Annotated in this window: 25 protein-coding genes and 1 pseudogene; 17 read left to right on the top strand and 9 right to left on the bottom strand. The window is 69.4% G+C overall.

Features of this window, described 5'->3' with window-relative positions; all coding sequences use genetic code 11:
• Positions 1–468: pseudogene (locus H7I41_RS01120) on the bottom strand (hypothetical protein); the annotation flags it as partial.
• A gap of 152 nt (positions 469–620) precedes the next feature.
• Here H7I41_RS01120 and H7I41_RS01115 point away from each other — a divergent pair.
• The 5 genes from H7I41_RS01115 to H7I41_RS01095 are packed head-to-tail and all read left to right on the top strand — an operon-like array spanning position 621 to position 3,987.
• A complete protein-coding gene (locus tag H7I41_RS01115; RefSeq protein ID WP_264010705.1) occupies positions 621–932 on the top strand; it encodes a hypothetical protein in 312 nt (103 codons plus the stop codon).
• A gap of 39 nt (positions 933–971) precedes the next feature.
• A complete protein-coding gene (locus H7I41_RS01110; protein WP_264010709.1) occupies positions 972–1,802 on the top strand; it encodes an undecaprenyl-diphosphate phosphatase in 831 nt (276 codons plus the stop codon).
• The gene (locus H7I41_RS01105) at positions 1,799–2,509 is read left to right on the top strand and encodes a histidine phosphatase family protein (RefSeq protein ID WP_264010704.1); all 711 of its coding nucleotides are present in this window, start codon (positions 1,799–1,801) and stop codon (positions 2,507–2,509) included. The genes H7I41_RS01110 and H7I41_RS01105 overlap by 4 nt, the downstream gene beginning before the upstream one ends.
• Positions 2,510–2,564: 55 nt before the next feature.
• A complete protein-coding gene (locus H7I41_RS01100; protein WP_264010703.1) occupies positions 2,565–3,152 on the top strand; it encodes an Rv2134c family protein in 588 nt (195 codons plus the stop codon).
• Positions 3,136–3,987 carry an Rv2133c family protein gene (locus H7I41_RS01095; protein ID WP_264010702.1) on the top strand — a complete coding sequence of 284 codons (852 nt, stop codon included), beginning with the start codon at positions 3,136–3,138 and terminating at the stop codon, positions 3,985–3,987. The genes H7I41_RS01100 and H7I41_RS01095 overlap by 17 nt, the downstream gene beginning before the upstream one ends.
• Here H7I41_RS01095 and H7I41_RS01090 read toward each other — a convergent pair.
• On the bottom strand, positions 3,984–4,148 hold the full coding sequence (locus H7I41_RS01090; RefSeq protein WP_264010701.1) for a hypothetical protein: 165 nt from the start codon (positions 4,146–4,148) through the stop codon (positions 3,984–3,986). The genes H7I41_RS01095 and H7I41_RS01090 overlap by 4 nt on opposite strands.
• Positions 4,149–4,217: 69 nt before the next feature.
• On the opposite strand from H7I41_RS01090, the gene H7I41_RS01085 reads away from it, so the two are divergent.
• The 5 genes from H7I41_RS01085 (at position 4,218) to H7I41_RS01065 (ending at position 10,535) form a co-directional block, all read left to right on the top strand.
• Positions 4,218–4,979 carry a 3'(2'),5'-bisphosphate nucleotidase CysQ gene (locus H7I41_RS01085; protein WP_264010700.1) on the top strand — a complete coding sequence of 254 codons (762 nt, stop codon included), beginning with the start codon at positions 4,218–4,220 and terminating at the stop codon, positions 4,977–4,979.
• Positions 4,980–5,078: 99 nt separating this feature from the next.
• Complete coding sequence (gene mshC / locus H7I41_RS01080; protein WP_264010699.1) at positions 5,079–6,320, top strand: cysteine--1-D-myo-inosityl 2-amino-2-deoxy-alpha-D-glucopyranoside ligase; 1,242 nt, start codon at positions 5,079–5,081, stop codon at positions 6,318–6,320.
• A gap of 251 nt (positions 6,321–6,571) precedes the next feature.
• Positions 6,572–8,179: a polysaccharide lyase family 20 protein gene (locus tag H7I41_RS01075; protein ID WP_264010698.1), complete on the top strand. Its 1,608-nt coding sequence runs from the start codon at positions 6,572–6,574 to the stop codon at positions 8,177–8,179.
• 56 nt (positions 8,180–8,235) lie between these two features.
• Positions 8,236–9,111, top strand: a complete 876-nt coding sequence (locus tag H7I41_RS01070) for an SDR family oxidoreductase (protein WP_264010697.1) — start codon at positions 8,236–8,238, stop codon at positions 9,109–9,111.
• Entirely contained in the window at positions 9,108–10,535 is a 1,428-nt protein-coding gene (locus tag H7I41_RS01065) for a DUF1254 domain-containing protein (protein WP_264010696.1), read from the top strand. Before H7I41_RS01070 ends, H7I41_RS01065 begins: the two co-directional genes overlap by 4 nt.
• Positions 10,536–10,545: 10 nt before the next feature.
• Here the strand turns inward: H7I41_RS01065 and H7I41_RS01060 are convergent, their stop codons facing one another.
• The gene (locus H7I41_RS01060; RefSeq protein ID WP_264010695.1) at positions 10,546–11,436 is read right to left on the bottom strand and encodes a PAC2 family protein; all 891 of its coding nucleotides are present in this window, start codon (positions 11,434–11,436) and stop codon (positions 10,546–10,548) included.
• Between the two features lie 463 nt (positions 11,437–11,899).
• Between H7I41_RS01060 and metH the strand changes: the two genes are divergently transcribed.
• The 7 genes from metH to H7I41_RS01025 all read left to right on the top strand — a co-directional run bounded on the left by metH (position 11,900) and on the right by H7I41_RS01025 (position 20,940).
• Positions 11,900–15,544 (top strand): methionine synthase, encoded by a 3,645-nt coding sequence (gene metH / locus H7I41_RS01055; RefSeq protein ID WP_264010708.1) that lies wholly within the window; start codon positions 11,900–11,902, stop codon positions 15,542–15,544.
• Complete coding sequence (locus tag H7I41_RS01050; RefSeq protein ID WP_264010694.1) at positions 15,545–16,240, top strand: HAD family hydrolase; 696 nt, start codon at positions 15,545–15,547, stop codon at positions 16,238–16,240.
• Positions 16,241–16,349: 109 nt separating this feature from the next.
• A complete protein-coding gene (locus H7I41_RS01045) occupies positions 16,350–17,825 on the top strand; it encodes a sugar porter family MFS transporter (protein ID WP_264010693.1) in 1,476 nt (491 codons plus the stop codon).
• A gap of 44 nt (positions 17,826–17,869) precedes the next feature.
• Positions 17,870–18,139: a phosphoribosyl-ATP diphosphatase gene (locus H7I41_RS01040; protein WP_264010707.1), complete on the top strand. Its 270-nt coding sequence runs from the start codon at positions 17,870–17,872 to the stop codon at positions 18,137–18,139.
• A gap of 5 nt (positions 18,140–18,144) precedes the next feature.
• Positions 18,145–18,996, top strand: a complete 852-nt coding sequence (gene hisG / locus H7I41_RS01035; RefSeq protein WP_264010692.1) for an ATP phosphoribosyltransferase — start codon at positions 18,145–18,147, stop codon at positions 18,994–18,996.
• A gap of 68 nt (positions 18,997–19,064) precedes the next feature.
• The gene (locus H7I41_RS01030) at positions 19,065–19,547 is read left to right on the top strand and encodes a DUF4126 family protein (RefSeq protein WP_264010691.1); all 483 of its coding nucleotides are present in this window, start codon (positions 19,065–19,067) and stop codon (positions 19,545–19,547) included.
• Positions 19,548–19,560: 13 nt separating this feature from the next.
• The gene (locus H7I41_RS01025; protein ID WP_264010690.1) at positions 19,561–20,940 is read left to right on the top strand and encodes an FAD-containing oxidoreductase; all 1,380 of its coding nucleotides are present in this window, start codon (positions 19,561–19,563) and stop codon (positions 20,938–20,940) included.
• On the opposite strand, the gene H7I41_RS01020 is transcribed toward H7I41_RS01025, so the two are convergent.
• The 6 genes from H7I41_RS01020 to H7I41_RS00995 all read right to left on the bottom strand — a co-directional run bounded on the left by H7I41_RS01020 (position 20,891) and on the right by H7I41_RS00995 (position 24,644).
• Complete coding sequence (locus H7I41_RS01020) at positions 20,891–21,538, bottom strand: flavodoxin family protein (protein ID WP_264010689.1); 648 nt, start codon at positions 21,536–21,538, stop codon at positions 20,891–20,893. The two genes, H7I41_RS01025 and H7I41_RS01020, sit on opposite strands and share 50 nt — an antisense overlap.
• Positions 21,531–22,016, bottom strand: coding sequence for an SRPBCC family protein (locus tag H7I41_RS01015; protein WP_264010688.1), 486 nt, complete (start codon positions 22,014–22,016; stop codon positions 21,531–21,533). The genes H7I41_RS01020 and H7I41_RS01015 overlap by 8 nt, the downstream gene beginning before the upstream one ends.
• Positions 22,013–22,330 (bottom strand): ArsR/SmtB family transcription factor, encoded by a 318-nt coding sequence (locus tag H7I41_RS01010; protein ID WP_264010687.1) that lies wholly within the window; start codon positions 22,328–22,330, stop codon positions 22,013–22,015. Before H7I41_RS01010 ends, H7I41_RS01015 begins: the two co-directional genes overlap by 4 nt.
• A 132-nt stretch (positions 22,331–22,462) precedes the next feature.
• Positions 22,463–22,975, bottom strand: coding sequence for a DinB family protein (locus H7I41_RS01005; protein ID WP_264010686.1), 513 nt, complete (start codon positions 22,973–22,975; stop codon positions 22,463–22,465).
• Positions 22,972–23,769, bottom strand: a complete 798-nt coding sequence (locus H7I41_RS01000; RefSeq protein ID WP_264010685.1) for a thioesterase family protein — start codon at positions 23,767–23,769, stop codon at positions 22,972–22,974. The genes H7I41_RS01005 and H7I41_RS01000 overlap by 4 nt, the downstream gene beginning before the upstream one ends.
• Positions 23,766–24,644, bottom strand: a complete 879-nt coding sequence (locus tag H7I41_RS00995) for a RecB family exonuclease (RefSeq protein WP_264010684.1) — start codon at positions 24,642–24,644, stop codon at positions 23,766–23,768. The genes H7I41_RS01000 and H7I41_RS00995 overlap by 4 nt, the downstream gene beginning before the upstream one ends.
• Positions 24,645–24,693 lie beyond the last annotated feature (49 nt).

Here is a 24,693-nt window from a genome sequence, read left to right as displayed (position 1 = left end):
GAGTGCCAGCCGGCCGTCGGCGCGGCGCGCGATCGCGGTGAAGTCGGTGTCCTGCCGTCCGTCGACGTCGACGCGGGTGGCGCGGCCGCGGGCGACGTCGAGGCGGAAGTAGCCGCCCCGCGCGGCGGCGTACACCTCGCCCAGGCCGTCGCCGGTCACCGCGGTGGCGGCACCGTCGAGTGACACCGTCCGGGTATCGGTCCCGGGGCCGATGACCGTCAGCTGTGACCGGCCGTCCGCGCCGGCGCCCAGTACCACCAGCGAGCGGGCGGCCCCGTCGAACACGGCGCCTCGGGTCTGCGCGGCGAGTGGCCGCACCAGTCCGGCGGGGGCGCCGCTGACCGGGGGAGATTCCGCGGCTTTCGCCGGGGCGATGGTCGGCGGCGGGGAGTTGTCCGGGCCGGTCGCGCAGCCGGCCACGGCGAGGATTGCCACCACCGCGACGCCGGCGAGAAAGCGCTGAGTCACGGAGTTTAGGTGGTATGACAAGGGGTAGCTCTCGGTTCATACTCGATGTATGGCGGGTCCAGCAAGTCTAGGCACTCCCGCGACGGGTGGGTCGCGCAGCGATCCGCTTGGACCGGTGTTGCCGACGGCGATACCGGAGGTATGGTGCGAATATGACGCTCGCCACACGTCGGAGTCAGAGCGAAGACAACTTTGTCATCGAAGACATTTCCACTGGTGTGCACGCCAGCGGGTTTGGCCAGGTCGGCGACGGGCGGAGTTTCTCGTTCCACGTCGAGCGCCATCAGCTCGTCGTCGAGGTGTATCGGCCGCGGCTGCGGCACCCCGTGCCGCAGGCCGAGGACGTGGTGGCGGTCGCCAGCCGGGGCCTCACCGACATCGACCTGTCCGACGAGCGCAGCGTGGCCGCGGCCGTGCGCGACGCGGTCGCCGACGCGCACCCGGTACCGCGCCCCGCTCGCTGACCCACCGCCCACGGTACGGTCGTCGGCGTGACCGAGGCCATGTCGTGGGTGCAGGTGGTGGTCCTGGCGATCCTGCAGGGCCTCACCGAGTTCCTGCCGGTGTCCTCCTCCGGCCACCTTGCCATCGCCTCGAGGGTGTTCTTCTCCGGTGATGCCGGCGCCTCGTTCACGGCGGTCACCCAGCTCGGCACCGAATTCGCCGTGCTGCTGTACTTCGCCCGCGACATCGGCCGCATCGTCACCGCATGGTTCCGCGGACTGTTCGCGCCCGAACACCGCACCGCGGACTACCGGCTCGGGTGGTACGTGATCATCGGCACCATCCCGATCGGGCTGATCGGCCTGCTGCTCAAGGACGAGATCCGCACGGCGGCGCGCAATCTGTGGGCGATCGCGATCGCGCTGATCGTGTTCTCGGCCGTTATCGCGGCGGCCGAGTACGTCGGGCGCCAGGGCCGCCGGGTGGAGAACCTGACGTGGCGCGACGGTGTGATCGTCGGCCTGGCGCAGTGTCTGGCGCTGCTGCCCGGCGTGTCGCGGTCGGGCGCCACCATCAGCGCCGGGCTGTTCCTCGGGATGAACCGCGAACTCGCCGCCCGGTTCGGCTTCCTGCTGGCGATCCCGGCGGTGTTCGCCTCCGGGCTGTTCTCGCTGCCCGACGCGTTCGACCCGGTCGGGGAGGGCATGAGCGCCACCGGACCGCAGCTGCTCGTCGCGACGCTCATCGCGTTCGTCGTGGGATTCGCGGCGGTCGCGTGGTTCCTGCGCTTCCTCGTCCGGCACAGCATGTACTGGTTCGTCGGGTATCGGGTGCTGCTCGGCACGGTCGTGCTGGTGCTGCTCGGCACCGGGGTGGTGGCGGCGTCATGACCGTGATCCTGTTGCGGCACGGCCGCTCCACGTCGAACACCGCGCACACGCTGGCGGGCCGCAGCGAGGGCGTGGATCTCGACGACAAGGGCCGCGACCAGGCCGACGGCGTGGTGGAGCGCATCGGCGCACTGCCGGTGCGCGCGATCGTGCGCTCACCGCTGCTGCGCTGCCGTCGCACGGTCGAACCGCTCGCCGCCGCACTCCAGCTGGAACCGGTGGTCGACGAGCGGCTCTCGGAGGTCGACTACGGCGCCTGGACCGGCCGCAAGATCGGCGACCTGGTCAAGGAGCCGCTCTGGGCGGTGGTGCAGCAACAGCCCAGCGCGGCGGTGTTCCCCGACGGTGAAGGCCTGGCGCAGGTGCAGGCGCGAGCCGTGGCGGCGGTGCGCGAGCACGACCGGGCGCTGGCCGAGCAGCACGAGGGTGACGTGCTGTGGGTGGCGTGCACCCACGGCGACGTGATCAAGGCGGTGCTGGCCGACGCGCTCGGCGTGCACCTCGACGGCTTCCAGCGCATCACGGCCGACCCCGCGTCGATGAGTGTGATCCGGTACACATCGCTGCGACCCTTCGTCCTGCACGTCAACCACACCGGGCCGAGCCTGACATCGGGACTGGTGGCCGCCCCGGCCAAGGCCGACGGCGACGCATCGGAGCGGCCGGTGCCCACCGACGACGCGGTGGTCGGCGGTTCCGTCGACTGACCGGCGCCGTCGTGATTACTGTCGCGACGGCCCTACCGGTATTTTGGGAGGTGCCATGGCCCGCGCTATTCACGTCTTCCGCATGCCCGACCGTTTCGTGGCCGGGACCGTCGGACAACCCGGCAACCGCACCTTCTATCTGCAGGCCGTGCACGAGAAGCGGGTGGTCTCGGTGATCTTGGAGAAGCAGCAGGTCGCCGTGCTGGCCGAGCGCATCGCGGCGCTGCTGCTCGAGATCAATCGAAGGTTCGGCACCCCGATCCCGCCAGAGACCGGGGAGATCGACGACCTCAGTCCACTCGAGACGCCCGTCGACGCCGAATTCCGGGTCGGCACGATGGGTCTGGGCTGGGATTCCGAGGCGCAGACGATCGTCGTGGAACTGCTCGCCGTCTCCGAGACCGAGTTCGACGCCTCGGTGGTGCTCGACGACGCCGAGGAGGGCCCCGACGCCGTGCGGGTGTTCCTGACGCCCGAGTCGGCACGCCAGTTCGCGAACCGCTCGAACCGGGTCATCTCGGCCGGGCGGCCGCCCTGCCCGCTCTGCGACGAACCTCTCGACCCCGAGGGCCACATCTGCGTCCGCACCAACGGCTACCGGCGCGGCGCGCTCACCGAACCCGACGATGAACCAGAAACCTGACCCGGCGGGCGGCGCCGCCAGTGGCGTCGAGGAGGTGCTGCGGTGCGGCGAACTGACCGTCATCGGACGGATCCGCTCGGCGAGCAACGCCACGTTCCTGTGCGAGGCACATCTGGGCGACCGGCAGGTGCACTGCGTGTACAAGCCGATCGCCGGGGAGGCGCCGCTGTGGGACTTCCCCGACGGCACGCTGGCGGGCCGCGAGGTCGGCGCCTACCTGGTGTCTCACGCACTGGCTTGGGACATCGTGCCGCACACCATCATCCGTGACGGACCTGCCGGCGGCGGGATGATCCAGCTGTGGGTGGACCAGCCCGGCGACGACATCGACGGGGACGCCGACGACGCCCCCGCATCCGGACCCGACCTGGTCGACCTGCTGCCCGCGGGCCGCGTGCCACCGGGCTACTTACCGATCCTGCAGGCCTACGACTACGCCGGCGACGAGGTGACCCTCGTGCACGCCGACGACCCGCGGCTCTACCGGATGGCGGTGTTCGACGTGCTGGTGAACAACGCCGACCGCAAGGGCGGTCACATCCTCACCGGGGTCGACGGCCGCGTCTACGGCGTCGACCACGGCGTGACCCTGCACATCGAGGACAAGCTGCGCACCGTGCTGTGGGGCTGGTCGGGCAAACCGGTCGACGACCCGACGCTGGAAGCGGTGCTCGGGCTCGACGAGGCGTTGCGCGGCGATCTGGCCGAGCAGCTGCGCGATCACATCACCCGTGCCGAGATCGCCGCCCTGCGTGCGAGAGTGGTTGCGCTGCTTAACGATCCGGTGATGCCGACGCCCGATCGGCACCGGCCGATCCCGTGGCCGGCGTTCTAGTCGCAGTTGGAGCAGACACGGGTCAGCGACAACTGCATGCCGCACGTGCAGAACGCGCCCTCACGCCTCGTGTCGATCGGCTTCACGGCTTTCGCCGCCGGGGTCCGGGTCTTCGCCGGTGCCTTCACGAGGGAGTCGGAGGGCTCATCTGCTGTGCTCATCACTCCTCACGGTAGTCCGTCCGGAGGTCCCGTGGTGTCCGCGGACTGCGCGTTGGCGATACTGACCGGATGAGCCTGACCGATGCGGCGCTGGCCGCGGCGGTCGCGGCCGAAGCCGGCGAACTGCTGCTCGGGGTCCGCGACGAGGTGGGCTTCTACGATCCGTACTACCTCGGTGACGTCGGCGACATGCGGGCCAACGCGCTGATCCTCGACCGGCTGCGCCGCCACCGCCCCGACGACGCGGTGCTGTCCGAGGAGGCGGTCGACGACCTGTCCCGGGTGCAGGCCGACCGGGTGTGGATCGTCGACCCGGTGGACGGCACCCACGAGTTCTCGCTGCCCGGCCACGACGACTGGGCGGTGCACATCGCGCTGTGGCAGCGTGGCGCAGGCGGCCCCGACGGCGGCCTCACCGACGCCGTGGTGGCGCTGCCCGCCACGGGCGAGGTGTTCCGCAGCGACACCGTCACCCCGCCTCCGCCACGGCGGGAGGGGCCCATCCGCATCGCCGCCAGCGCCAGCCGCCCACCGGCGGTGCTGTGGCGTCTGCGTGAGCACCTCGACATCCAGCCGGTGCGGATCGGATCGGCAGGCGCCAAGGCGATGGCGGTGGTGCGTGGCGACGTCGACGCCTACATCCACGCCGGAGGGCAGTGGGAGTGGGACTCCGCGGCTCCCGCGGGGGTCGTCCTTGCCGCGGGCCTGCACGCGTCGCGGCTGGACGGTTCGCCGATGATCTACAACCGCCCCGACCCGTATCTGCCGGATTTCGTGATGTGCCGCAGTGAACTGGCCGACCAGCTGCTGGCCATCATCCGCAGCCGCTGACGGGCGGCCCGGGAATCAAATCGCGTCCGTCGTTGTCGGTGTCGGGGAGTCACGCACCAGCGGGAGGCCGTCCTGATCGAACACCTTAGAGTCGAAGCCATGCAATCGTGGCCGGCGACGACCGTTCCGGAACTGCCGGGCCGTGGACCGCAGCTGCGCCTCTACGACAGCGCCGACCGCCAGGTGCGGCCCGTGTCGCCCGGCGAGACCGCCACGATGTATGTGTGCGGCATCACCCCGTACGACGCCACCCATCTGGGTCACGCCGCCACCTATCTGACGTTTGATCTGGTGCACCGGCTGTGGCTCGACGGCGGGCACCGGGTGCACTACGTGCAGAACATCACCGACGTCGACGACCCGCTGTTCGAGCGCGCCGCCCGCGACGGGATCGGCTGGCGCGAGCTCGGCAACCGCGAGACCGAACTGTTCCGCCAGGACATGTCCGCGCTGCGGGTGCTGCCGCCGCACCACTACGTCGCCGCAACCGAGGCCATCGCCGAGGTCGTCGAGCTGGTGGAGAAGATGCTGGCCTCCGGCGCGGCGTACGTCGTCGAGGACGCGCAGTACCCGGACGTCTACTTCCGCGCCGAGGCCACCGTGCAGTTCGGCTACGAGTCCGGCTACGACCGCGACACCATGCTGCGCCTGTTCGGTGAGCGCGGCGGCGACCCGGACCGTCCGGGCAAGGCCGACCAACTCGACGCGTTGCTGTGGCTCGCCGAGCGGCCCGGCGAGCCGAGCTGGCCGTCGCCGTTCGGCCCGGGCCGGCCGGGCTGGCACGTGGAGTGCGCGGCGATCGCGCTCGACCGCATCGGCACCGGGCTGGACATCCAGGGCGGAGGCAGCGACCTGATCTTCCCGCACCACGAGTTCTCGGCCGCACACGCCGAATCCGTCACCGGTGAGCGGCGGTTCGCCCGCCACTACGTGCACGCCGGGATGATCGGCTGGGACGGGCACAAGATGTCCAAGAGCCGCGGCAACCTGGTGCTGGTCTCGCGGCTGCGTGCCGAGGGCGTCGATCCTGCGGCGATCCGGCTCGGCCTGCTTGCAGGCCACTACCGCGCCGACCGGTCGTGGAGCGCCGCCGTGCTCGATGAGGCGCAGACCCGGCTGCGGCATTGGCAGGCCGCGACGACGCTGCAGGCCGGTCCCGCCGCAGGCGATGTGCTGGCCCGCGTCCGGCAGTACCTCGCCGACGATCTGGACACCCCGAAAGCCCTTGCCGCACTTGATGGCTGGTGTACCGATGCGTTGCAGTACGGCGGTCACGACGAGGGCGCGCCGCGCCTGGTGCGCGACGCCGTCGATGCACTGCTCGGCGTGCGGCTGCCGTAGCCCGACCGCGTCCATTGCGCTTGTCCGGACATCGCCCGGACGCATTGCTCGTCGCACCCCGTAGCGCACTTTTGGCACTCGACGGTGTAGGAAGCGGCCGGAGAGCACTTTGCCAGCGCGCAATGGCATTGTTGCAGTGTCAAATATGCGGGCATTGACGACCTCGATAGTATTTGCCAGATCCGCACGAACGGTAGCTTGAAGGAAGCGTTGGGTTTGCCAACTTCCCGCCGAGTTACCAGGAGCGGACGATGAATCGTCGAGATCTACGAAGCTGCGCGGCGACGTCGGTGGTGGCCGCCGCTTCGCTCGCCGTGATAGCAACCAGCGCCATCGCGACCATCTCCGAGGCCCCCCGGTCTGCGTCGCACGAGGCGGTCAGGACCGCAGCGCTGCCCAGTTCACCGCCGAGCATCGTCACCACGCTGCTCGGGCTGCAGAAGCTGGGTGTCACCTCGGTGCGGGTCCGGGTGCCGGACCCCGCCGCCGACCCGCGGACCGTGCAACAGCCCGCCCTGGTGATCGCCGACGGCGTCACGCCAACCGCCGCCCGTAGTGCTGCTGCCACCACCAGCACCGCCTCCACCGCGCGCAGTGCCACCACCACCCGCGCTGCCACCACCACCCGCACTGCCACCACCACCACCACGAGCACCACCACCTACATGCAGCAGCTGTCGGCGTACATGCAACAGCTGGCGGCGGCTCTGGCCCAGCCGCGCATCGTGCCGTCCGGGGCGAAGAAGCTCTTCACGGGCGACTACAACACCGGGAACTTCACCCAGTGGGCCATGTTGCAGGCCAAGGGAATCAACGCGCCCGCGCCGGCGAACTACTGCACCTACAGCGCGTGTGTGCGCAACGGCGGGCTGGGGCACGAGACGGCGGCGCGCTTCGAGGTCCGCGACGGCGACATCCCGCCGTTCGGTGGCGGCGAACGCGCAGAGGTCACTCCCGGCGCCTGGTACGCCCCCTCAGCGGGCGCATTCGTCAAGGAGGGCGACGAGCGCTGGTATTCGTTCTCGATGAAGTTCGACGAGGGATTCCAGAACCCGCGGCACGGGCCGGACAGCTGGTTCATGGTGTCCCAGTGGTTCCCCCAGCAGGGCGGCGCCCCCGCGTTGACCCTCCAGGTGACCCAGGACAACTATCTCGAACTCGGCGGCGCGGGTGCGGCGGTGCCCTACCGCCGCAAGATCTCACCCGTGAAGCCGGGGCAGTGGGTGGATTACGTCGTCCACGTCAAGTTCTCCGAGGACCCGAACGTCGGCTACGCGGAGGTCTACGAGAACGGCAAATTGGTTGTCGAGAAGCACTATCGGCCCACCCTCGTCGCCGGCGGCGGCGGCGCGTACTACAAGCAGGGTGTGTATCGCGACGTCGAGTCCACCGGTACGCAGGTGGTGTGGCATGACGGCCTGGTGATCTACGAAGGAGTGGCGCCGCCGACGACGCTCGCTCTGAGCCAGTCAACTGCGCCGGTGGCGCGGACCCAGACACTCGTCGCCGACGCGGCCGTCGCCGACACGGGCATCGTCGCCGCCGACACCGCCGTCGCACAGGCCGACGAGATCGACGGGCAGGTCCCCGCCGATCGCGGCACCACTGCAAGCACGGAGACGCAGGAGACCACGTCCGCCCTCGATGCACGCAGCGCGGCCCGCGAGGAACGGCGGGAGGCTCGCGAGGAACGGCGGGAGGCCCGCGAGGAGCGACGCGAGGCGCGGGCCGCCGAGCGCGAGGCTCGCGCTGCCGAACGTGCGGCCCGCCAGGAAGAGCGTGCGGCCCGCATCGCCGAGCGTGCGGCGCGCGCCGCCGATCAGACGACCGACGCGGAGTCCGCCGAACCGTCTCCGTAGACACGCAAGGCGGTGGTATTCGGCCGAGCCCTAGGGTCGCGCGGTACGTTTCCGCCATGACTTCGGTACGTGGCAAGGTCGTGGTGATCACCGGCGGCGCGAGGGGTGTGGGCGAGGAACTTGCCCGCAGGCTGCATGCGAAAGGCGCCTCGCTGGTGCTGACCGACCTCGACGAGGGACCGCTGGCCGCACTGGCCGGCGACCTCGGCGAGGACCGCGTGCTGACCGTCGTGGCCGACGTGAGCGACCTCAAGAGCATGCAGGAAGTGGCGGAGCAGGCGGTGGCCCGCTTCGGCGGCATCGACATCGTCATCGCCAACGCCGGCATCGCCAGCTACGGCTCGGTGCTGGTGGTCGATCCCGACGCGTTCCGGCGGGTGCTCGACGTCAACATCGTCGGCGTGTTCAACACCGTCCGGGCCACCCTGCCGTCGTTGATCGACCGCAAGGGATACGTCCTTGTCGTCTCGTCGCTGGCGGCATTCGCGGCCGCGCCCGGCATGGCGCCCTACGACGCGTCGAAGGCGGGCGTCGAGCAGTTCGCGAACGCCCTGCGGCTGGAGGCGGCGCACCACGGCGTCGGCGTGGGCTGCGCACACATGTCCTGGATCGACACGCCGCTGGTGCAGGACACCAAGAGCGATCTGCCGAGCTTCGTCGCGATGCTCGAATCGCTGCCGGGGCCGTTGAGCAGGACCACCTCGGTGCAGGAGTGCGGCGAGGTGTTCGTCAAGGGCATCGAACGCCGCAAAGACCGCATCTACTGTCCGCGCTGGGTGGGCCTCGCCCGGTGGTTCAAACCGGTGCTCACCACCAGGATCGGGCAGGCATCGCTGCTCAAGGCGGCGCCGAAGATCCTGCCGCAGATGGATGCCGAGGTCACCGCACTGAAGCGTTCGCTGGGCGCCCGCACCCACGGCCTGAAGAAGTGATCCGCCGCGTCGCCGCGATCCTGATCGGAACCATCCTGCTCGCCGGCTGCGTCAAGGACGGCCGGGAGGCCGACCCCTCGACCCCGCCACCCCCTGCGGAAGTCACCCCGCAGCAGGCGCGCGCGATCGCCAAGGAGGCCTACATCTGGGGCTTCCCGGTCGTGGACAACTACCGGGTGCAGTACTCCTACTTCGTCAACCGCGACAACCCCGAGTACAAGGGCGGTTGGAACGCGATCCACAACACCGCACGGCTGTTCACGCCCGAGGACAAGACCGTCCAGACACCCAACTCCGACACGCCCTATTCGGTGGTGGGCGCCGACCTGCGCGCCGAGCCACTGGTGCTGACGGTCCCGCCGGTCGAACAGGACCGCTACTACTCGCTGCAGTTCGTCAACGGCTACACCAACAACATCGCCTACGTCGGCAGCCGCACCACCGGCAACGGCGGGGGAAAGTACCTGCTCGCCGGCCCCGGCTGGCAGGGCGACAAGCCCGAGGGCGTCGACGAGGTGATCCGGTCCGACACCGAGCTGAACAACGTCATCTACCGCACCCAGCTGTTGAACCCGTCGGACCTGGAGAACGTCAAGCGGATCCAGGCCGGCTACCAGGTGACGCCGCTGTCGGTGTTCCTCCGGCAACCGCCTGCTGCGCCTGCACCCGCGATCGACTTCGTGCCGCCGCTGACGCCCGACCAGCAGCGCACCTCGCCGCAGTTCTTCGAGATCCTCAACTTTGCGCTGCGGTTCGCACCCGTGCTGCCCGAGGAGAAGGACCTCCGCGACCGGTTCGCGACCATCGGCATCGGGCCCGACGGCGACTTCGCGGCCGACGAGCTGAGTCCGGAGATGCGCTCGGCCGTCGAGGGCGGCATGGCCGACGCCTGGGCGGAGCTCGACACCCTGAAGAAGGACAAGATCGACACCGGCCAGGTGGGGCCGGCGCAGTTCTTCGGCACCGCCGCCGAACTGAAGGGCAACTACCTCTACCGGATGGCCGGCGCGGTGTTCGGCATCTACGGCAACACCGCCGCCGAGGCGCTGTATCCGACGCTGACCAACGACTCCACCGGGGCGCCGCTGACCGGCGCGAACAACTACACCGTGCGGTTCGCGCCCGGCCAGCTGCCGCCGGTCAACGCGTTCTGGTCGCTGACCATGTACGAGATGCCGCAGAGCCTGCTCGTCACCAACCCGCTGAACCGGTGGCTGATCAACTCGCCGATGCTGCCCAGCCTGGTCGCCGATCCCGACGGCGGCTACACGTTCCTGGTGCAGAACGCGTCGCCGGGCATCGACAAGGAGTCGAACTGGCTGCCCGCGCCCGCCGGTCCGTTCCAGATGGTGCTGCGGCTGTACTGGCCGAAGCCCGACGCGCTGAACGGCACCTGGAAGCCGCCGCAGGCCGTCAGGAGCTGAGCGGTCGGGCCTAGCTGCGGTAACCCGGTCCGCGCCGGCGCAGGTAGCGTTCGAACTCGGCGGCCAGCGCGTCGCCGTCGATCTTGCTCAGGGTCTCGTGCATGTCGACCTCGGCGTCGCCGCGTTCCTCGAGTGCCGTCACATACTCGGCGATCTCGTCGTCGTCGGCGGTCATCTCCGTGACGGCCTCTTCCCACTCCTCGGCCGCGGTCGGCAGCTCCGCCAGCGGCACCTCGATGTCAAGTACGTCCTCGACCCGGCGCAGCAACGCGACCGTCGCCTTGGGGTTCGGCGGCTGCGAGACGTAGTGCGGGACGGCGGCCCAGAAGGTCACCGCGGGGATGCCGGCCTGCACGCACGCGTCCTGGAACACCCCGGCGATGCCGGTCGGACCCTCGTAGCGGGTCTCCTCGAGTCCGAAGAACTTGGCCGACTCGGGGGAGTAGGCGGCTCCGGACACCGGCACCGGCCGGGTGTGCGGGGTGTCGGCCAGCAGCGCGCCGAGGATCACGACCGTCTGGACGTTCAGCTTGTCGGCGATCGCCAGGAGTTCGGCGCAGAACGTCCGCCACCGCATGTTCGGCTCGACGCCGTGCATCAGCACGATGTCGCGTTCGGCGCCCGGCGGGCGGCAGTGCGAGATCCGCATCGACGGCCACACCAGTTCGCGGGTGACACCGTCGATCTGCCGGATCACCGGGCGATTGACCTGGTAGTCGTAATAGGACTCGTCGTCGATCTCGACGATCGGGTCGGCCTCCCAGATCGCGTCCAGGTGCTCGAGCGCGTCGCTGGCCGCGTCTCCGGCGTCGTTCCAGCCCTCGAACGCCGCGACGATGATGGCGTCGTGCAGTTCGGGCAGCTCAGGTCCCTTCGGTGCACCGAATTCCGATGGGGTCACCTGGCCAGCGTAAGGCCTCCGGGGTGGTGACGAGCGTCATCGGCCGCTCGGGCGGGGTGCACGCCGCGACTACCCTGTCGTTGTGACCGCAGCCGCTCCAGCAGGCCGGGACCGGCGAGACGAAATACCCTCGGCTGCACTTCGGTTGATGGTGGTGCGATCACCGAACGGGTGGTGGTCAGCCGGGCGTCCGGACGTCCATCGGGTGAGGACGTAGACTTTTCTGGTCGAGAGGCGTTGCAACGGCTATTCGGGGGGCCTGGATCCCCCTCGGTATCCGCCACGCTCGGCAGAGTCAAGGACGCCTTCCGCTACGGAAGGAGTGCGCGTGAACACGTCTGAGTCGACCGCCGTCGAGTCGAATACCGTCGAGTCGACCACCTTCGCGCCGAACATCCGCCCCGACTGCACCGAGGAACTGACGGCCGCTCTGCGCCAGCGGATCGTGGTGATCGACGGCGCGATGGGCACGGCGATCCAGCGCGACCGGCCCGACGAGGCCGGCTACCGCGGCGACCGGTTCACCGAGTGGCCGACCGCCCTGCAGGGCAACAACGACCTGCTCAACCTGACGCAGCCGCAGATCATCGAGGGCATCCACCGCGAGTACCTCGAGGCGGGCGCCGACATCCTCGAGACCAACACGTTCAACGCCAACGCGGTCTCGCTGTCGGACTACGACATGGCCGAGCTCGCCTACGAGCTGAACTACGCCGGCGCCGCGCTGGCCCGCAGCGCAGCCGACGAGTACAGCACCCCGGACAAGCCCCGCTACGTCGCGGGCGCGCTGGGGCCCACCACGCGGACCGCTTCGATCTCACCGGACGTCAACGACCCCGGAGCGCGCAACGTCTCCTACGACCAGCTGGTCGCCGCCTACCTCGAGGCCGCCAACGGCCTGGTCGACGGCGGTGCCGACCTCCTCATCATCGAGACGATCTTCGACTCGCTGAACGCCAAGGCGGCGGTGTTCGCCGTCGAGACGCTGTTCGAGGAGCGCGGACGCCGCTGGCCGTTGATCATCTCGGGCACCATCACCGACGCCTCAGGGCGGACCCTCTCCGGTCAGGTCACCGAGGCGTTCTGGAATGCGATCAGACACGCCAAGCCGCTCGCGGTCGGTCTGAACTGCGCCCTGGGCGCGCCGGAGATGAGGCCCTACATCGCCGAGATGGCGCGCATCGCAGACACCTTCGTGTCCTGCTACCCGAATGCCGGCCTGCCCAACGCGTTCGGCGAGTACGACGAGGACCCGGAACATCAGGCCGGCTACATCGGCGAGTTCGCCGAAGCCGGCCTGGTCAACCTCGTCGGTGGGTGCTGCGGAACGGCGCCCGAGCACATCGCCGAGATCGCCAAGGTCGTCGAGGGCAAGCCGCCGCGCGAACTGCCGGAGATCGAGGTCGCCACCCGGCTCGCGGGCCTGGAGCCGCTCAACATCAACGACGACTCCCTGTTCGTCAACATCGGTGAGCGCACCAACATCACCGGTTCGGCACGGTTCCGGAACCTGATCAAGGCCGAGGACTACGACACCGCGCTGTCGGTCGCCCTACAGCAGGTCGAGGTCGGTGCGCAGGTCATCGACATCAACATGGACGAGGGCATGATCGACGGCGTCGCCGCGATGGACCGGTTCACCAAGCTGATCGCGGCCGAGCCGGACATCAGTCGCGTCCCGGTGATGATCGACTCGTCCAAGTGGGAGGTCATCGAGGCCGGCCTGAAGAACGTGCAGGGCAAGCCGATCGTCAACTCGATCTCCATGAAGGAGGGCGAGGAGAAGTTCATCCGCGAGGCGCGGCTGTGCCGCAAGTACGGCGCCGCCGTCGTCGTGATGGCCTTCGACGAACAGGGCCAGGCCGACAACCTGGAGCGCCGCAAGGAGATCTGCGGGCGCGCCTACCGGATCCTGACCGAAGAGGTCGGCTTCCCGCCCGAGGACATCATCTTCGACCCGAACTGCTTCGCGCTTGCGACGGGCATCGAGGAGCACGCGACATACGGGATCGACTTCATCGAGGCCTGCGCCTGGATCAAGGAGAACCTCCCCGGCGTGCACATCTCCGGCGGCATCTCCAACGTGTCGTTCTCGTTCCGGGGCAACAACCCCGTACGCGAGGCGATCCACGCGGTGTTCCTGTACCACGCCATCAAGGCCGGCCTGGACATGGGCATCGTCAACGCCGGTTCGCTGGTGCCCTACGACTCGATCGATCCCGAACTGCGGGACCGGATCGAGGACGTCGTGCTGAACCGTCGGGAGGACGCCGCCGAACGGCTGCTGGAGATCGCCGAGCGGTTCAACAGCTCGGAGAAGGCCGACGATCCGGTCGCAGCGGAGTGGCGCAGCCTGCCGATTCGTGAGCGGATCACGCACGCCCTGGTCAAGGGCATCGACGCCAACGTCGACGCCGACACCGAGGAACTGCGCGCCGAGATCGAGGCCGCGGGCGGTCGTCCGATCGAGGTGATCGAGGGCCCGCTGATGGACGGCATGAACGTCGTCGGCGACCTGTTCGGCGCGGGCAAGATGTTCCTGCCGCAGGTGGTGAAGTCGGCCCGGGTGATGAAGAAGGCCGTGGCGTACCTGTTGCCCTTCATCGAGGCGGAGAAGGAGCAGACCGGGGCCGCTGCGAGCAAGGACACCAACGGCACGATCATCATGGCGACCGTCAAGGGCGACGTCCACGACATCGGCAAGAACATCGTCGGAGTCGTGCTGCAGTGCAACAACTACGAGGTGATCGACCTCGGTGTGATGGTGCCTGCCGACAAGATCCTGGACGCGGCCAAGGAGCACGACGCCGACATCATCGGGCTGTCCGGCCTGATCACCCCGTCGCTGGACGAGATGGTCAACTTCGCCGTCGAGATGGAACGTCAGGGCCTGGAGATCCCGCTGCTGATCGGCGGCGCGACCACCTCGCGCGCTCACACCGCCGTGAAGGTGGCGCCGCGCCGAAGCGGTCCTGTGGTCTGGGTGAAGGACGCGTCGCGCTCGGTGCCGGTCGCCGCGGCCCTGCTCGACGACAAGCAGCGGCCTGCCCTGCTGGAGGCCACCGAGAAGGATTACGCGTCGCTTCGCGAGCGGCATGCGCAGAAGAGCGAGCGGCCGATGCTGACGCTGGAGAAGGCGCGGGCGAACCGGACGCCGATCGACTGGGACGACTACACGCCGCCGGTGCCCGCGCAAGGCCTCGGCGTGCGGGAGTTCGGCGACTACGACTTCGCCGAGCTGCGCGAGTACATCGACTGGCAGCCGTTCTTCAATGCCTGGGAGATGAAGGGCCGCTTCCCCGACATCCTCAACAACCCGGTGTCGGGTGAGACGGCCCGCAAGCTGTACGACGACGCCCAGGAGATGCTGGACACCCTCATCAAGGAGAAGTGGCTGACCGCCAACGGCGTGATCGGCTTCTTCCCGGCGAACGCGGTCGGCGACGACGTCGAGGTCTACACCGACGAGAGCCGTTCCGAGGTGCTGAAGACGCTGCGCAACCTGCGCCAGCAGGGCGAGCACCGCGACGGCATCCCGAACCGGTCCCTCGGCGATTTCGTCGCGCCCAAGGAAACGGGCCTCCGGGACTACGTCGGTGCGTTCGCCGTCACCACGGGGCTCGGCATCCACGACAGGATCGCCGAGTTCAAGGCGGCCAACGACGACTACAACGCGATCCTGTTGGAGTCGCTCGCCGACCGGCTGGCGGAGGCGTTCGCCGAACGGATGCACCAGCGGGTCCGCAAGGAGTTCTGGGGATACCAACCCGACGAGCAGCTGGACAACGAGGCGCTGATCGGTGAGAAGTACTCAGGCATCCGCCCCGCCCCCGGCTACCCGGCCTGCCCGGAACACACCGAGAAGGCGACGCTCTGGGAGTTGATGGACGTCAAGGAGCGCACCGGGATCGAGCTGACCGAGTCGATGGCGATGTGGCCCGGCGCCGCCGTCAGCGGCTGGTACTTCTCGCACCCGCAGTCGCAGTACTTCGTCGTCGGCCGGATCTCCCAGGACCAGGTCGCCGACTACGCGAAGCGCAAGGGCTGGACGCTGAAGGAGGCCGAGCGCTGGCTCGCCCCCAATCTCGGCTACAACCCGGAGGACTGAATGGGGGAGGTGCTCTCCGCCGTCCTCTTCGACATGGACGGCACCCTGGTGGATTCCGAGAAATTGTGGGACATCTCGCTCGAGGCGCTCTACGCCCGGCTCGGCGGTGAACTGAGCGCCGAGGTGCGCCAGGCACTGGTGGGCAGCTCGGCGGAGAACACCATGCGCACCGTGTTCGCCGACCTGCGCGTGGAGCCCGACCCGCAGGCGATGGCCGAGGCACACCGGTGGCTGCACGACTACACCGCCGAGTTGTTCGAGCAGGGCCTGCCGTGGTGTGCGGGAGCTCGCGAGCTGCTCGATGCGCTGGCCGCCGACGGGGTGCCGTTGGCGCTGGTCACCAACACGCTGCGGCCCCTCACCGACAAAGCACTCAAAAGCATTGGCGGTCACTACTTCTCGGCTACCGTCTGCGGTGACGAGGTGACGAACGGGAAACCAGCGCCGGATCCGTATCTGCGTGCGTCGGAGTTGCTGGGACTGGCGCCCGGCGCGTGCCTGGCCGTCGAGGATTCGGTGACGGGCACGGCGGCCGCCGAGGGCGCGGGCTGCCCGGTGCTGGTGGTGCCCAACGACATCGCGGTGCCCACCGGGCCGGGACGGCGCCACGCGCAGTCGCTGCTCGGCCTCGGCGTCGAGGACCTCCGGGCCATCCACGCCGAGCTGACCGACGAGCTCTCCGAACGCAGCGCCTGAGCACACGTTCACGGCCCACTTCCCAGTCTCGATACGCCCTTGCGCAGGTGTGAATTGTGCAATCGTGGGGAACGAGTGATTCCACGCAGCGCTGCGGAAAGGAAATCCCATGGCAGGTCAGGGTGGAGCCCCGGTAGGCGATGACCTACCGGTCTCGGACGAGGACTTCTCGTCGGGCAAGACGGCGCTACGCATCGCCTCGGTGGCGGCCCTTGGCGGCCTGCTGTTCGGTTACGACAGCGCCGTCATCAACGGGGCGGTGGACTCCATCCAGGAGGACTTCGGGATCGGCAACGCCGAACTCGGCTTCGCGGTCGCGTCCGCGCTCCTGGGCGCCGCGGTCGGCGCCATGACCGCGGGCCGCATCGCCGACAAGATCGGCCGCATCGCGGTCATGAAGATCGCCGCGGTGTTGTTTCTCATCAGCGCGTTCGGCACCGGCCTCGCACCCGATGTGCTCTGGGTGGTGATCTTCCGCGTCGTCGGCGGCATCGGCGTGGGTGTGGCGTCGGTGATCGCACCCGCCTACATCGCCGAGACCTCGCCGCCGGGCATCCGCGGCCGGCTGGGATCCCTACAGCAGCTGGCGATCGTCTCCGGCATCTTTCTGTCGTTCGTGGTCAACTGGCTCCTGCAGTGGACCGCCGGCGGCCCGAACGAACCGCTGTGGCTCGGTCTGGACGCGTGGCGGTGGATGTTCCTTGCCATGGCGTTTCCGGCCGTCCTGTACGGCGCGTTGGCCTTCACCATCCCGGAGTCGCCGCGGTATCTCGTTGCCAGCCACAAGATCCCGGAAGCCCGCCGGGTGCTCAACATGCTGCTGGGGCAGAAGAACCTGGAGATCACCATCACGCGCATCAGGGAGACGCTGGAGCGCGAGGACAAGCCGTCCTGGAAGGATCTGCGCAAGCCGACCGGCGGCGTCTACGGCATCGTCTGGGTGGGCCTGGGCCTGTCGATCTTCCAGCAGTTCGTCGGCATCAACGTGATCTTCTACTACTCGAACGTGTTGTGGCAGGCGGTGGGATTCAGCGCCGACGAATCGGCGGTCTACACCGTGATCACGTCGGTGATCAACGTGCTCACCACCCTGATCGCCATCGCGCTCATCGACAAGATAGGCCGGAAACCGCTGCTGCTCATCGGTTCCTCCGGCATGGCCGTCACGCTCATCACGATGGCGGTCATCTTCGCCAACGCGGCCGTGGGGCCCGACGGCAACCCGAGCCTGCCCGGCGCGTCGGGCGTGGTCGCGCTGGTGGCGGCCAACCTGTTCGTCGTCGCGTTCGGCATGTCGTGGGGTCCGGTGGTCTGGGTGCTGCTGGGCGAGATGTTCCCCAACCGCATCCGCGCCGCGGCTCTGGGGATCGCCGCCGCCGGCCAGTGGGCGGCGAACTGGCTGATCACCGTCACCTTCCCCGGCCTGCGCGAACACCTCGGGCTGGCCTACGGCTTCTACGGGTTGTGCGCGATCCTGTCCGGGCTCTTCGTGTGGCGCTGGGTGATGGAGACGAAGGGCGTGTCGCTGGAGGACATGCACGGCTCGATCCTCAAGGGCGAGGAGTTGCCCAAAGCCGCCACCTGAGCAGCGGTCGGGCGTCGCCCGGTCGACCTGGCATGGGACAATAGCTGCCCGTGAAGACCTTCGACGCCCTGTTCGCCGAGCTCAGTGAGAAAGCGCGCAGCCGGCCCGCCGGCAGCGGCACCGTCGCCGCGCTCGACGGCGGTGTGCACGGCCTCGGCAAGAAGATCCTCGAGGAGGCCGGCGAGGTGTGGCTGGCGGCCGAGCACGAGAGTGACGACGCGCTCGCCGACGAGGTCAGCCAGCTCCTGTACTGGACCCAGGTGCTGATGCTGGCCCGCGGGCTGTCCCTCGACGACGTCTACCGGAAGCTGTGAACGGCATGTTGCGGGTCGCGGTCCCCAACAAGGGCGCGCTGAGCGAGTCCGCCGCGGAGATCCTGGCCGAGGCCGGCTACCGGAAGCGCACCGACCCCAAGGACCTCACGGTCATCGACCCGGCCAACAATGTGGAGTTCTTCTTCCTGCGGCCCAAGGACATCGCGATCTACGTCGGCTCGGGCCAGCTGGACCTCGGCATCACCGGGCGGGATCTGGCCGCCGAGTCGGATGCGCCGGTACGCGAGCGGCTGGCGCTCGGCTTCGGTTCGTCGACGTTCCGCTACGCCGCACCGGCGGGCCGGGACTGGACGGCGGCCGACCTGGCCGGCAAGCGGATCGCCACGGCCTACCCGAATCTCGTGCGGAAAGATCTGGCAGCGCGGGAAATCGACGCCGCGGTGATCCGGCTCGACGGTGCGGTGGAGATCTCGGTCCAGCTCGGGGTGGCCGACGCGATCGCCGACGTGGTCGGCTCCGGCCGCACGTTGCGACAGCACAATCTGACGGCTTTCGGTGAATCGCTGTGCGATTCGGAGGCGGTGCTCATCGAGCAGGACGGCCCGCCCGACGACAGGTCGGCCGCCCGCGACCAACTGGCCGCCCGCGTGCAGGGCGTGGTGTTCGGCCAGCAGTACCTGATGCTGGACTACGACTGCCCGCGCACGGTGCTCGACCGCGCCACCGCCGTGACCCCCGGGCTCGAATCACCCACCATCGCACCGCTGGCCGATCCCGACTGGGTCGCGGTGCGGGCGCTGGTGCCGCGCCGCGACGTCAACGCCATCATGGACGAGATCGCCGCCATCGGCGCCAAGGCGATCCTGGCCTCCGACATCAGGTTCTGCCGCTTCTAGATCGCCCGGCCCCGTCGCGGTCTGCGTGTTAGCGTCCGGAGGACGTTTCGCCCGCCTCGGAGGTACGCATGACGCATGTCCTGGTGTTGGTGCTCGCGCTGCTGATCGGCGTGATCGCGGGGCTGCGGGCCCTGACGGCGCCCGCGGTCGTGGCCTGGGGCGCGTTCCTGGGCTGGATCGACGTCGACGGCAAATGGTCGGAATGGGTGGCACATCCGATCACCGTGGCGGTGCTCTCCGTCCTCCTGGTGGTGGAGCTCGTCACCGACCAGTTGCCCAAGACCCCGAGCCGCAAGACGACTCCGCAGTTCGCGACCCGCCTCATCACCGGCGCGTTCGCCGGCGCGGTGATCGGGAGCGCGTTCTACCACACCTTCAGCTCCATCGGTGCCGGGATCATCGGCGCGGTGCTCGGCACGCTGGGTGGCGCGGAGCTGCGGTCCCGGCTGGCGGCGGCCAGAGGCGGCAAGGACCGGCCCGGTGCGATCATCGAGGACGTCGTCGCCGTCGGCGGCGGTTTCCTGGTCGTGTTCCTCGTCAGCCTGATCTGAGCGGACGCCGGAGATGAGCGAGGCGACAGAGCATTTCGACGCGATCGTCATCGGCGCCGGGCAGGCCGGACCGCCGCTGGCCGGCCGGCTGACCGACGCAGGCCAGACCGTCGCGGTGATCGAGCGCAAACTGGTCGGCGGCACGTGCGTCAACTACGGATGCATCCCCACCAAGACCTTGGTGGCGAGCGCGCATGCGGCCCACCTGGCCCGGCGCGGCGCCGACTACGGCATCGGCACCGGCGACGTCGCCGTGGACATGGCCAAGGTCAAGGCCCGCAAGGACAAGATCATGCTCGACGATCGCCGTGGCGTCGAGTCATGGCTGCAGGGCATGAAGGGCTGCACCTTCATCCGCGGCCACGCCCGCTTCACCGATCCGCACACCGTGGACGTCGACGGCCGGATCCTCACCGCCGACCGCATCTTCCTCAACGTGGGCGGCCGCGCCGTGGCGCCCGACCTGCCGGGCCTGTCGGACATCGACTACCTCACCAACGTCGGCATCCTCGAACTCGACATCGTGCCCGAGCATCTGGTGATCATCGGTGGCAGCTACATCGCGCTCGAGTTCGCGCAGATGTACCGCAGGTTCGGCGCCGAGGTCACCGTCATCGAGAAGGGCCCCCGGCTGACGTCCCGGGAGGACGAGGACGTCTCGGCCACCGTCTGCGAGATCCTCGAGGCGGAGGGCATCACCATCATCGTCGGCGCCGATGACATGCGGTTCACCAAGCGCGACAACGGGTTCGACGTGACACCGCGCGACGGCGCCGACGCCGTATCCGGCACCCACCTGCTGGTCGCGGTCGGGCGGCTGCCGAACACCGACGACCTGGGCCTCGACGCCGCCGGTGTGCAGACCGACGAGCGGGGCTTCGTCGTCGTCGACGACCAGCTGCGCACCTCCGCCGAGCACATCTGGGCGATGGGGGACTGCAACGGCAAGGGCGCCTTCACCCACACGTCGTACAACGACTTCGAGATCGTGGCGGCCAACCTGCTCGACGACGACCCCCGGCGGGTCAGCGACCGCATCACCACCTACGCGCTGTACATCGATCCGCCGCTGGGCCGCGCCGGGATGTCGGTCGACCAGGTGCGGGCGTCGGGCCGGAAAGCGTTGGTGGGCAAGCGCCCGATGACGCGCGTCGGCCGCGCCGTCGAGAAGGGCGAGACCCAGGGCTTCATGAAGGTGGTCGTCGACGCAGAGACCGAGGAGATCCTGGGCGCCGCGATCTTCGGTGTCGGCGGCGACGAGGTGATCCACTCGATTCTCGACGTGATGACCGCCAAGCTGCCCTACACGGCGATATCCCGCACCATGCACATCCACCCGACCGTCAGTGAGCTGGTGCCGACGCTGCTGCAGGATCTGAAGCCGCTGTCATAGCGTGCCTGCCGGCCTTGAGCTGGCGCGTCACCAGGGCCACCCGGGTCCCGAGGTGGGCACAGGTCCGGGCGTCGGAACCGTGCACCCGGTCCGGCCCGGCGTCGACGTCGGTCTGTGCGCCCGCCCCGAGGAAGAACGCCAGCCGGTTGAGGTCGTCGGGACTGGACGCGGAGCTGTTCCAGCCGGCGACCAGACCGAGGTTGACCCAGTGCATGTGGTGCTGGGCGGCGAACACGGCGAGCGACGTCAGCGTCTGAAGCTTGTCACCGCTCTTGCCGCCCGAATTGGTGAACCCCGCCGCGATCTTGTCGCTCCAGGTGCCTTCCTGGCAGCGCCTGCCGGTCTTCTCGGCGAACGCCTGGAACGCCGCGGACACGTTGCCCATGTAGGTCGGCGTGCCGAAGACGATCGCGTCGGCGGTGTCCAGGGTGTCCCAGTCCGCGCCGGACATCGCGTCGACGGCGATCAGGGTCACGTCGGCGCCGGCGTCGCGGGCACCCGTGGTGACGGCGTGTGCCAGCGTCTCGGTGTGCCCGAATCCGGAGTGGTAGGCCACCGCCACCCGCGGCGCACTGTCGTCGAAGTGGTTGTCAGGCATGATTTCTCCGTATCCGGTTGGTCCATTCGGGTAGCTCGGTGCCGCCGAGGTGGGCCTCCAGCCGATCGAGGAAGGCCTCGGTGCCGCCGCGGAAACCCGTGGCGTTGCGCACCCCGAGGCCGCGATGGGTGAAGCGCAGCACGGTGGCGCCGGCGCCGTCGGGGGTCAGTTCGTAGCGCACCACACCGTCCTCGACGATCTGCTGCCTCCACTCGTGTTCGAGCACGTGCGGTGGATCCCACACCAGGATCCGGCCGGTCATCCGTTTGAGGTCGTCGGGCACCGGTGGGCCGGTCGCGACCATCTCGATGGTGCCGCCTTCGCGGGGTTCGATGGTGGTCGGCCCGAACCACTGCTGCCGTTCACCAGGGTCGGTGATGGCCGACCACACGGCCTCGACGGGGTAGGGCAGCCGGCGCTCGAAATGCAGCACCGCGCGGTCGCCGTCGATGGTGAGCGTGCCGTCGCGCCCGGTCATTCGGCCGGCCCCCGGGTGGTCCGCAGATGACGCTCCAACGCATCGAGGTGACCGGTCCAGAACTGGCGGTAGCGGTCGATCCACTGGTCGATCGCCACCAGGCCGTCGGCGCGCAACGCGTAGATGCGGCGTTGGGCGTCGGGTCGCACCTCGACGAGGCCGACCTCGCGCAGCACCCGCAGGTGTCGCGACACGGTCGGCTGTGTCAGGCCCGGCAGCGTGGCCACCAGGTCGCCTGCCGTGCGTTCACCTTCGGTCAGTGCGTCGAGCAGTGCCCGCCGGCTGGGCTCTGCCACCGCCTCGAATACATCCATGCCCCTAATATTGCACGGCATCTATATAGACGCAAGGGCATATACGTACGCCGAACGTGAGCAAGATGGCGATGATCGGGCGATTCCTGAGAAACAAGCTCACGTTCGGCGGTTCGGCGGCGCGCGGGGCCGTCAGCTGCGCGCGGCGCGCAGCAGCCGCAACTGACCGATCTCCGAGATGTTCTTGGTCAGTTCGACATTCACCCACAGCACGGTGTGGGCCATGGTGCGGCCGGCGTCGGCGCCCCAGGGGAAGGCGGACGGCCCGTGCAGGTCCTGCGTGCTCAGCGCCTCCAGCAGCGCCCGCCACTGCCCGGCGAGGTCACGCAACCGCGTCACCGCCGCCGAACCGGAACCGGGCCACGTCACGTCTGTGCGCTCCGGCGCGGACTCGCCGCGCGCGTGTGCCAGCGTCACCGACCACCACCAGTCGATGTGCCAGGTGAGCCATGCGATCGTGGGCACCGGGATCGGGTCGGGCTCGGTGTCCGCCCAGTCGGGGCGCCAGCGGCCATCGTCACCCGGTCGCACGGTCCACACCAGTTCGCTTGGCTGCCAGAGGAAGTCGTCATCGACCAAGGTGTCGAGGTGCACCTCGGCCAGCGCCCACGCCAGGTGGAACTGCCATCGCAGTTCCTCGTTCACCGGCGCTGCACCAACAGTGTCTGCGCGCTGGTGCCGACGAACCCCTGCCGGTCGAAGATCTCCGCCGTCGTGACGCCGACACCGTCCGGACCGATCGAACCGCGCGCCCGCAGCGCGAAGTCCGACCCCGTCGGCAGCCGGTGCAGGTGGACGGTGGTGTCGGTGTTCATGAACATGAACCGCTCGGGGTCCAGAGCGGCGCCCGCCCCGTTGGCGGAGTCGACGACCATCGCCAGCCGCTGCACCGCCGTCGTCTCCTCGTCGTCCACCAGCGGCACCAGCGGGCTGAGCCAGGCCACCGCGGCATCACCGTCGGCGCTGGGCTGCCTGCGCCACCTGACCGTCTCGAGGTAGCCCTGCGCGCCCTCCCAGCTGTGCGGCACCGGTATCGCGGCGCCCTCCACGAGCGGTGGATACCGGTCGGTCGCCACCTCGCGGGTGTCGCTGGTGGCCAGCAGCCAGGCGGTCACGCGGGCCACCGCACGCTCGGAGCCGTCGGGTGCGGCGGCGGTCATCTCGGCCACCATCATCGAGATCCGGGTGCCCGGCCGGGACACCCGGCTGCGCACCGTCACCGGCGCGACCGGGATGGCGCCGAGGATGTCGAGGCTGAGGCGGCCGATCCGCAGCGGTGTGCCTGCCGCCAGATCCTCGATGGCGCGGGTCATCAGCGCCAGCGGCGGCGAGCCGTGCTGGATGTCGGCGGCCCAGTTGCTGCGGGTGCCGTCGGTGGATTCGAAGCGCTCACCGGCGGGCCCGCCGCCGGGCAGGCGGCGGTAGAGGCAGTCGATCACGCAGCGGGCTCCGTCGCCGTCTGCAGCACCGCGTCGGGGTCGCCGTCGTCGATCACGGTGGGCCAGCCCGGGTACGGCGGTGGCGTGCCGCCGAACGCCGGGCAGTGCGCGTGATGGGCGCACCAGTCGCACAACCGCGACGGCTTGGGCCGGAAATCGCCCGAGGCGCCCGCCGCCTGGATCGCCCGCCACATCGCCGACAGCGTGCGCTCGAAACGCAGCAGCTCGTCGGCGTCGGGGGAGTAGTCGAGCACCTGGCCGTCGGCCAGGTAGAGCAGCCGCAGCCGGGCCGGCAGCACGCCGCGGGACCGCAGTAGCGCGACGGCGTAGAACTTCATCTGGAACAGTGCCTTCGCCTCGGCCAGCGTGCGGGCCTCCGGCGGCGCCTTGCCGGTCTTGTAGTCGACCACCCGCAGCTCGCCGGTGGCGGCGACGTCGATGCGGTCGACGAATCCGCGCAGCAGGGTGCCGTCGGCGAGTTCCACCTCGACGCGTTGCTCGCAGGACTGCGGGTCGAACCGGGTCGGGTCCTCGAGGCGGTAGTAGCCCGACAGCAGCTTGCGCACCTCGTCGATCAGCGCCGTGCGCACCGCGGGGTCGACGTCGGCGACGAGGTCGGGGTGCTCGGCCACCACGCGGTCCCACGCTGGGCCGACGAGTGCCAGCGCGGTGTCGTGGCCCCGCTGCTCGGCGGGCAGGGAGTACAGCTGCTCGAGCGCGGCGTGGGCGACCGAACCCCGCAGCTGCGCGGGAGAGGTGGGCTCCGGGAGGCGGTCGATGGCCCGGAACCGGTACAGCAGCGGGCACTGCTTGAAATCGCTGGCCCGCGACGGGGACAGCGCGGGCCGCCGCACACCACCCCGTTCGCTGCTCACAAACAGCAGCCTAGGACGGGCCCCCGACAACCCCGCGCACCCGCGGCGG

The organism is [Mycobacterium] manitobense (genome assembly GCF_025821665.1).
GTDB lineage: Bacteria > Actinomycetota > Actinomycetes > Mycobacteriales > Mycobacteriaceae > Mycobacterium > Mycobacterium arseniciresistens.
This window is presented reverse-complemented; position numbering and strand designations above follow the sequence as displayed.

What these genes read in the sequence shown, in the direction of transcription:
- H7I41_RS01025 (WP_264010690.1), top strand. Translation starts at nt 19,561, where the DNA reads ATGAGCGAGGCGACAGAGCATTTCGACGCGATCGTCATCGGCGCCGGG.
- H7I41_RS01075 (WP_264010698.1), top strand. Translation starts at nt 6,572, where the DNA reads ATGAATCGTCGAGATCTACGAAGCTGCGCGGCGACGTCGGTGGTGGCC.
- mshC (WP_264010699.1), top strand. Translation starts at nt 5,079, where the DNA reads ATGCAATCGTGGCCGGCGACGACCGTTCCGGAACTGCCGGGCCGTGGA.
- H7I41_RS01045 (WP_264010693.1), top strand. Translation starts at nt 16,350, where the DNA reads ATGGCAGGTCAGGGTGGAGCCCCGGTAGGCGATGACCTACCGGTCTCG.
- H7I41_RS01010 (WP_264010687.1), bottom strand. Translation starts at nt 22,330, where the DNA reads ATGGATGTATTCGAGGCGGTGGCAGAGCCCAGCCGGCGGGCACTGCTC.
- H7I41_RS01020 (WP_264010689.1), bottom strand. Translation starts at nt 21,538, where the DNA reads ATGCCTGACAACCACTTCGACGACAGTGCGCCGCGGGTGGCGGTGGCC.
- H7I41_RS01050 (WP_264010694.1), top strand. Translation starts at nt 15,545, where the DNA reads ATGGGGGAGGTGCTCTCCGCCGTCCTCTTCGACATGGACGGCACCCTG.
- H7I41_RS01100 (WP_264010703.1), top strand. Translation starts at nt 2,565, where the DNA reads ATGGCCCGCGCTATTCACGTCTTCCGCATGCCCGACCGTTTCGTGGCC.
- H7I41_RS01090 (WP_264010701.1), bottom strand. Translation starts at nt 4,148, where the DNA reads ATGAGCACAGCAGATGAGCCCTCCGACTCCCTCGTGAAGGCACCGGCG.
- H7I41_RS01105 (WP_264010704.1), top strand. Translation starts at nt 1,799, where the DNA reads ATGACCGTGATCCTGTTGCGGCACGGCCGCTCCACGTCGAACACCGCG.
- hisG (WP_264010692.1), top strand. Translation starts at nt 18,145, where the DNA reads ATGTTGCGGGTCGCGGTCCCCAACAAGGGCGCGCTGAGCGAGTCCGCC.
- H7I41_RS01070 (WP_264010697.1), top strand. Translation starts at nt 8,236, where the DNA reads ATGACTTCGGTACGTGGCAAGGTCGTGGTGATCACCGGCGGCGCGAGG.
- H7I41_RS01030 (WP_264010691.1), top strand. Translation starts at nt 19,065, where the DNA reads ATGACGCATGTCCTGGTGTTGGTGCTCGCGCTGCTGATCGGCGTGATC.
- H7I41_RS01115 (WP_264010705.1), top strand. Translation starts at nt 621, where the DNA reads ATGACGCTCGCCACACGTCGGAGTCAGAGCGAAGACAACTTTGTCATC.
- H7I41_RS01085 (WP_264010700.1), top strand. Translation starts at nt 4,218, where the DNA reads ATGAGCCTGACCGATGCGGCGCTGGCCGCGGCGGTCGCGGCCGAAGCC.
- H7I41_RS01015 (WP_264010688.1), bottom strand. Translation starts at nt 22,016, where the DNA reads ATGACCGGGCGCGACGGCACGCTCACCATCGACGGCGACCGCGCGGTG.
- H7I41_RS01095 (WP_264010702.1), top strand. Translation starts at nt 3,136, where the DNA reads ATGAACCAGAAACCTGACCCGGCGGGCGGCGCCGCCAGTGGCGTCGAG.
- H7I41_RS01110 (WP_264010709.1), top strand. Translation starts at nt 972, where the DNA reads ATGTCGTGGGTGCAGGTGGTGGTCCTGGCGATCCTGCAGGGCCTCACC.
- metH (WP_264010708.1), top strand. Translation starts at nt 11,900, where the DNA reads ATGGGCACGGCGATCCAGCGCGACCGGCCCGACGAGGCCGGCTACCGC.